Below are 291 nucleotides of genomic sequence, written 5' to 3'. Positions count from 1 at the left end.
TGGGACTGCCAGACCTACGCCGAGGACCAGCACTGGACCCACAACCCCGACGGCTCGCTGAGCACGATCGGCAAGTGCCTTGACATCGAGGGCGATGGCACGGCGAACGGTGCGAAGGTCGAGTTGTGGGATTGCGATGGTGTGGGTGGTCAGAAGTGGGTGCAGCAGGGGGATGGTTCGTTGCGTAATCCGCAGTCCGGGCGTTGTCTCGATGCGCCGAGTGGTGCCACCGCCAATGGCACGCGGTTGCAGATCTGGGACTGCAACGGTGCCGACGCCCAGAAGTTCGCG

The 291-nt window shown here is 64.3% G+C and carries 1 protein-coding gene; it reads left to right on the top strand.

The window, feature by feature from the left end:
- A partial coding sequence (locus ADK64_RS13445; RefSeq protein WP_199829599.1) for an RICIN domain-containing protein occupies positions 1–291 on the top strand: 291 nt, incomplete at both ends.

The organism is Streptomyces sp. MMG1121 (assembly GCF_001280015.1).
Taxonomy (GTDB): Bacteria; Actinomycetota; Actinomycetes; order Streptomycetales; family Streptomycetaceae; genus Streptomyces.
The sequence above is the reverse complement of the archived record's forward strand: the minus strand, read 5'-3'. Positions and strand labels throughout refer to the sequence as shown.